This is a genomic window from Empedobacter sp. UBA3239, assembly GCF_002362875.1.
Classification (GTDB): Bacteria; Bacteroidota; Bacteroidia; order Flavobacteriales; family Weeksellaceae; genus Empedobacter; species Empedobacter falsenii_B.
On record NZ_DEVJ01000065.1, the window covers coordinates 1 to 7,086 of the forward strand.

5 protein-coding genes are annotated in these 7,086 nt (G+C 32.9%); 4 read left to right on the forward strand and 1 reads right to left on the reverse strand.

Annotated features, from left to right (window positions below; all coding sequences use genetic code 11):
• Positions 1-320: 320 nt before the first annotated feature.
• The 4 genes from B4G36_RS09840 (at position 321) to B4G36_RS09855 (ending at position 6,738) form a co-directional block, all read left to right on the forward strand.
• The gene (locus B4G36_RS09840; protein ID WP_291059578.1) at positions 321-1,433 is read left to right on the forward strand and encodes a metallophosphoesterase; all 1,113 of its coding nucleotides are present in this window, start codon (positions 321-323) and stop codon (positions 1,431-1,433) included.
• Positions 1,434-1,637: 204 nt separating this feature from the next.
• Positions 1,638-4,736: a SusC/RagA family TonB-linked outer membrane protein gene (locus B4G36_RS09845; RefSeq protein WP_291059580.1), complete on the forward strand. Its 3,099-nt coding sequence runs from the start codon at positions 1,638-1,640 to the stop codon at positions 4,734-4,736.
• A gap of 4 nt (positions 4,737-4,740) precedes the next feature.
• Positions 4,741-6,420, forward strand: coding sequence for a RagB/SusD family nutrient uptake outer membrane protein (locus B4G36_RS09850; RefSeq protein ID WP_291059582.1), 1,680 nt, complete (start codon positions 4,741-4,743; stop codon positions 6,418-6,420).
• 42 nt (positions 6,421-6,462) lie between these two features.
• Positions 6,463-6,738 carry a hypothetical protein gene (locus tag B4G36_RS09855; protein ID WP_291059584.1) on the forward strand — a complete coding sequence of 92 codons (276 nt, stop codon included), beginning with the start codon at positions 6,463-6,465 and terminating at the stop codon, positions 6,736-6,738.
• Between the two features lie 67 nt (positions 6,739-6,805).
• On the opposite strand, the gene B4G36_RS09860 is transcribed toward B4G36_RS09855, so the two are convergent.
• On the reverse strand, positions 6,806-7,086 hold a 281-nt coding region (locus B4G36_RS09860; protein ID WP_414646343.1), incomplete at its 5' end, for a 5-methylcytosine restriction system specificity protein McrC.

Here is a 7,086-nt window from a genome sequence, read left to right on the forward strand (position 1 = left end):
TTTCGTATCTAAGACGTAATGACGCTATGATTGACGTTCCAAATGAATTATCTGATGTCTTTATCAGTCTAATTGATCAATAATTTTTAAGAAAAAAACCTTCATTTTATTATTAAAAATGAAGGTTTTTATAATTCGTTATATATCTACTAAGTCTTCGATACAACATTTTACAAACGTCACTCTAACTCACGAAACTTGACGGTTTGTTATTTTTTATTGAAATATAGATTTAGATTTAACTTTAAGTTAATCACCCTTTTTTATCTTCGATGTTAATTTGCAAAAAACAATAACGCCACGACAAAGCAAATTATCACATGAAAACAAGAAACATTTTTAAAACAAGTCTATTGTGTATCATCTTTTGGGCTGGAAATTTAACCGCTCAAGAAAAATACGAAACGCCAAAACTAGATCATCAAAATTCATGGTCTATTATTATGATACCAGATATTCAGAACTACACTAAATTTAGTCAAAATCAGCCTATTCTAGAGTTAATGACGAAATGGGTCGAGAATAATATCGATCATTTAAATATCAAGATGGTAATGTGTGTTGGTGACTTGGTTGAGCAAAATGAAATCATCAATAATGGACATGATGGAAATCAGACGGCACAAAAACAATGGGAAGCTGCTGCCAAAGCGTTTAGTTATTTAGATGGTAAAGTTCCTTATATTACAGCAACAGGAAATCACGATTACACCATTAATCGTGAAGGAAAACGTTGGACTCGCCTAGATGAATTCTTTCCTATTGATAAAAATTTTTTGAATAGAAAGACGATTGTACAAAATGGTGTGGACGAAAATGAAAAAGCTACACTAGCCAATTCAGCATTCGAATTAAAAAATTTAAATGGTAAAGATTTTTTATTCTTAACTTTAGAGTATGCGCCAACAAATAATACAATCGATTGGGCAAATAAGATTGTAAAACTAGAGCAATATAAAAATCACCAAATTGTTATGATGACACATGCTTATTTGGGTAGAGATGACAAACGATTGGCTAAAGATGAAACCTGGATTATTTTTGAGCCTTATTCTATCAACAATAAAATTCAGAAATCAGAACGTATCAAATTACCTAATTCAAATAATGGAGAACAAATTTGGCAAAAATTAGTTAAGTCAACCTCGAATATGCAATTAGTTTTATCAGGTCATATTTCTGGAGAAGGTTACAAACAAGATAAAAATGAAGCTGGTAAATCTGTACATCAAATTTTATTCGATGCCCAATCTATGGGGGGAGGTCACAATGGAAATGGTGGCGATGGATGGTTAAGAATCTTAGAATTCTATCCTGACAATAAAACGATTAAAATAAAAACTTTTTCGCCTTTATTTGGAATTTCTCCTACTACTCAAGAACACGCCTGGAAAAAAGATCAACGAAACGAATACGTCATAACATTGGATTAAGTATAAGCATCAAAAATAATTTTAAAAAGGTAGAGAAATCTACCTTTTTAGCTTTAAATAATGATTATTAGTGAATTTTTAAAATTATCAATAAAGATTTAACGATTATTTCAAAATATTAACAATTACTTAAAAAACGGTTAAACTTCAATTAATACGCTTTTACAATAAACATTATAATTTCGCGCCAAACTAATAAGACACATGAAACGATTAACTATTCCACTACTCTTATTTGGTGGACTTATTTCATTACAAGCGAAAAATACCTCTCATTACAACCTACATTCAAATCATTCGCAGCAATTTGCTCTAATTGGTGACTTTCCAATAAAAATTGTAGACGAAAATGGATTCGGCATAGCCGATGTACAAGTTTATGTCAAAGAATTAAATCAATCATTTTACACTGATATAAATGGAGATTTAAATCTTGAAACTGAATTAGCTGAATTAACTTTGAATATTAATTTCGATGGGTATACCAGCCTAGAACAAAAATTTTCAACAACTTCACCTATTCAAATTGCACTCCAACCCCAGCAAACAAATTCATTAGAAGAAGTTGTCGTAATTGGATACGGTACTGCAAAGAAAAAAGATTTAACAGGATCTATTTCTGATGTAAAAGGTGAAGAAATTGCAAAACGAAATGTAACAAATGTATCTCAAGCATTACAAGGTTCTATGCCAGGGTTAATGGTAACAAGAAGTAGTGGTTCGCCAAATGCTTCAGCTACAATTGTTGTACGTGGTATTACTTCAATTGGAGATACTTCACCTCTAGTTATCGTAGATGGTGTTCCTGTTAAAAGTATTGATGATGTTAATGCAAATGATATAGAAGATGTAACAGTCCTTAAAGATGCTGCTTCTGCTTCAATTTATGGTGCCCGAGCAGCTTCTGGTGTAATTTTGATTACAACCAAACGTGCTGCAAAAGGTAAAACCAATATTGAGTACCAAAATGCAATGACTTGGATTACCCCTACAACTTTTCCTACAACAGTTGGTGCAAAACGATACATGGAAATGATGAATGAGTTTGCTTGGAATGATACAGGAAATGCTAAAGGTTCTGAACATTCAATCTATGCACAAGAAACCATCGATAATTATAATAACTTAAACCTAAAAGACCCTAATAGTTATCCTTTAACAGACTGGAAAAAAATATTGCTAAAAAATAGTGCCTTCAAAGAAAGTCATGCCATTTCATTAACATCTGGAAATGAGAAATCGACTACTCGTGCATCTATTAGCTATGATAATATGGGTGAAATTTATGCTAATCAACATTACAAACGTTTGATGGCACGCGTAAACAATACTTACAAGGTATCAAATAAGCTAACTGCAGATTTTGATATGAGTTATGTCTACTCGAAAGAAGAAAGTCCAAATATTAATCCTATTTGGGAAGCAATCCGTTTTGCTCCTATTTATGCAGCTTTTTGGGAAGATGGGCGCATTGGAGATGGAAAAACCGGTTCTAACGCCTATGCTAAACTGCATTATGGTGGCACAGATGACACATGGAAAGACATAATGAATGGGCGTGTTGCATTACATTACGAACCATTGAAAGGCTTAAAATTTTCTGCTATCGTTGCACCAAATGTCAGTTTTAATAAACGTAAAAAATTCGTAAAACAAATCCCTTATTATTCACCAGAAGATCCAAACGTATTTATGGGATACATGGGAGGTTTTGCATCAACTAATTTAGCAGAATATCGTACAGATGAAGTTGCTTTAACAAAACAATTTTTAGCAAATTATCAGAAACATTTCGGAAAACATTCTTTAAATGCTTTAATCGGATACGAAGATTTTTATACAAAAAATGAACTTGTAAAAGCAACTGGTGATTATTTCGAACTAATGGATTTTCCTTATTTAGATTTAGCGCCAACAGATTACCAACAAGCAAGCGGAAGTGCATACGAAACATCATATCGTTCTTATTTTGGACGTATAATGTATGATTATGCAAACAAATATTTTATACAAGCAAATATTCGTTACGATGGTTCTTCTCGTTTTCATCCTGACCACCGATGGGGTGCTTTCCCTTCTATTTCGGCTGGATGGGCAATATCTGAAGAAAGTTTCTTAAAAGATGTCGATTTCCTTTCATACCTGAAAGTTCGTGCTTCTTGGGGGCAACTAGGAAATGAGCGTATTGGATATTATCCCTATCAATCATCTATCAACTTCTCTAATGCTTTATTTTATATGGGAGGTCAGGTAGTTTCAGGAACAACTGCTGCCCAAGTTAATTATGCGATCAATGATATCACTTGGGAAGTAACAGAAACCAAAAATATTGGTTTAGACGCACAATTCTTTAAAAATAGATTGAATGTAACATTTGATTATTACAAGAAACAAACCTCTGATATGTTGTTAGAATTAGAAATTCCTGATTATATAGGTTTCGAAAATCCACAACAAAATACAGGTTCAATGTATACAAAAGGCTGGGATTTCTCCGTTTCTTGGCGTGATAAAATTAACAATTTGAAATATGGTATTGCCTTAAATATTTCAGATTCAAAATCAGTTATGGGAGATCTAGGAGGAATTGTATTTGATAGTGCTAAGGCAATTATGGCAGGTGGCCAATACAAAGAATGGTATGGATACATAGCTGAAGGTATATATCAAACTCAAGATGAAATTACAAATTCTGCGACATTAAACAAAAATGTAAAACCTGGTGATATACGATACAAAGATATTAGTGGACCAGATGGTGTTCCTGATGGAATTATTTCACCAGAATACGATCGTCAATTATTAGGAGGATCTTTACCACGTTATTTATTTGGTGGAACAATCGATATGAACTACAAAGGTTGGGATTTTGCTATGACCGTTCAAGGTGTAGGTAAACAAAATGCATATTTAACTCCAGAATTAATGAAACCTTTCCAAAGTGCTTGGACAAATCCTTCTGGTATCATCGACGGAAATTATTGGAGCGTTTACAATACACCAGAAGAAAATTTAAAAGCAAAATATCCTCGCTTATCTAACGTGGGTGCAGAAAATAACAATTATGAAACATCTACTTTTTGGATGACGAAAGGAGCTTATTTCCGATTGAAAAATATCACACTTGGGTACACTTTACCTTCAACATTAACAGACAAAATAGGTGTTGCAAGTTTACGCGTATTTGCCTCTGGAAATGATTTATTCTCAATCGATAATTTCCCAAAAGGATGGGACCCTGAAGTAAATTACAATACATACATCAGCCGTTCATTCACTTTAGGTTTATCTCTAAAATTCTAACATCATGAAAAAAATTATAATCGCATTATCTATAATTGCTTCTTTTAGCTCTTGTACCGATTTAGACCTAAACCCTTTATCAGAAGGATCAAGTGAAAATTGGTACTCAAACGAAAGTGAAATCAATCTATCTTTAAACGATTTATACCGTCAATATGCTTGGGACATAGAAATTAATTGGCGTGCAGAACGCATGTCTGATAACTGGTCGCAAAGACAAACCATGAATGATTATGCTGCTGGAGCAATTACATCTAATTGGAGTGTGGCAGAATTAAATTGGGAAAGTTTATACAAAGCAGTTTCTCGCGCAAATACAATTCTCGAAAATCTAAAAAAAGCGGATAATACTGTTTCAGCAGAAAAGAAATTACAATTCGAAGCAGAAGCTCGTTTTATGCGTGCCAATGCTTATGGTAGATTAGCATTTCTTTGGGGTGATGTTCCTTTTTATACCAATACCCTAAGCATTGAAGATGCTTTCAAATTAGGAAGAACAGATAAAAAAGTTGTCATCAAACAAGTGTACGATGATTTAGATTTTGCAGCGAAAAATTTACCAAAATCTTATGCAGCTAATCAACTTTCTCGTGCCACAAAAGGTGCCGCTTTAGCATTTAAAACTCGATATGCATTGTATTTTAAAGATTATTCTTTAGCAAAAGAAGCAGCTAAAGCATGTATGGAGCTAAATCAATATTCGTTATATCCAGATTTTGGTGAGTACTTCAAATCAAGTACACGTAATGCTACAGAAACAATTTTCGCAATTCCTCGTTCAACAGAGTTAGGTGAAGAATTAAGTGTGAAGAACTTCATTCCGCGCACTGCAGGAGGGTCTGCTGTTGCTCAACCTTCATGGGATTTGTTCTTTTCTTTTTATGCTTCTGATGGTAAACCCATTGACGAATCGCCTTTATTTGACCCCAAAAAACCATTCGAAAATAGAGATCCTCGTTTAAAAGAAACAATTGTCGAATTTGGTTCAGAGTTTTTAGGTTACATTTATGATCCAAATCCTTATGCAACAACTGTTCTCAATACATCGACTGGTTCTATGGTTAAAAATAATGACACTCGTGCCGTTGATACCTACGCATCTTATAATGGACTTTCATTAAAAAAAGGAGTTGATGCTGATTGGTCAGATGACTACAATGCTGATACAGATATTATTATCATGCGTTATGCTGATATATTATTAATGTATGCTGAAGCTAAAATAGAATTAAATGAATTAGACCAATCTGTTGCAGATGCAATTAATTTAGTTCGCAAACGTGCCTATAAAGATGCAGGAGCATACCCAATTGTTACAGTCTCAAATCAAACTGAATTAAGAAAAATTGTTCGTGCAGAAAGACGTATGGAATTTGCATGGGAAAACCGACGTTTAGATGATTTAATTCGATGGGAATTAGCAGATGAAGCCTTAACAATTGATAATTACGGATTCTTAGATCCAGCAGCCTTAAAATCAAAAATTGTAGACAAAGGATTATGGGTTTTCCCTTCTACACCTCAAATTGATGATAATGGCTTAGTTGATCTAAAACCAATGTTCAATAAAGGTCAAATCAAAAAATTAGCCACACGTAATTTCAATTCTCGTCAATATTTATGGCCTATACCATATAAAGAAATATCAATTAATCCAAATATTAAACAAAATCCTGGTTATTAATAACTATAAAGCATCTATTTCTTCTGAATAGATGCTTTTTTATTGGCATTTCACGAAATCATAATCCTACATTCTCAAGAGGGAAATATTGGAAAGTCCATTTCAAAAGGAAAAGTCATTGATCAGTTATTTGTATTGGGTGAGAAAGCAGGAATGATAGAGAAATCGATAGTAAAAGTCATTCAAAATCTAACTTCTAAAGAAGAAGAAGTAAAAGACTTAATTTCAAAATCTTATTTATCTGAAAAGTTGAAACGTAATTATTTGCAAAGTTATCAGCGAAGGTTAAAACGATTAAATTTAGAGTTAAGAAAGTAAAGGATAAATAAATGTCCGTTATTCTACACAAATTATAAGTTTTTGTATGAAATAACGGACGTTATTATCAATCTAATAAAGAATTAATCTGATTTCCAATCTCCTCTTGCCAAGTTTTAATATCCGTTGATGTTGCAATTTGCATTATGCTACATTCTTTATCAGACATTTCTAAATGATTTTCAGAACTAAAGTAATTTCCTTTCTGAATTGAATGCTGGTCAGAAGGATAGACAAGTGCTACTTTCTTAGCTTGATAAAATCGATGATATACATACATCTGACGAAGATCTTCAGGCGATGGATTGTAACCGTTAAGATTCTTCCATTTCGTATCTAAGACGTAAT

Bases quoted from the DNA above. Each gene is read 5' to 3' on its own strand.
- B4G36_RS09850 (WP_291059582.1), top strand. From the start codon at position 4,741: ATGAAAAAAATTATAATCGCATTATCTATAATTGCTTCTTTTAGCTCT.
- B4G36_RS09840 (WP_291059578.1), top strand. From the start codon at position 321: ATGAAAACAAGAAACATTTTTAAAACAAGTCTATTGTGTATCATCTTT.
- B4G36_RS09845 (WP_291059580.1), top strand. From the start codon at position 1,638: ATGAAACGATTAACTATTCCACTACTCTTATTTGGTGGACTTATTTCA.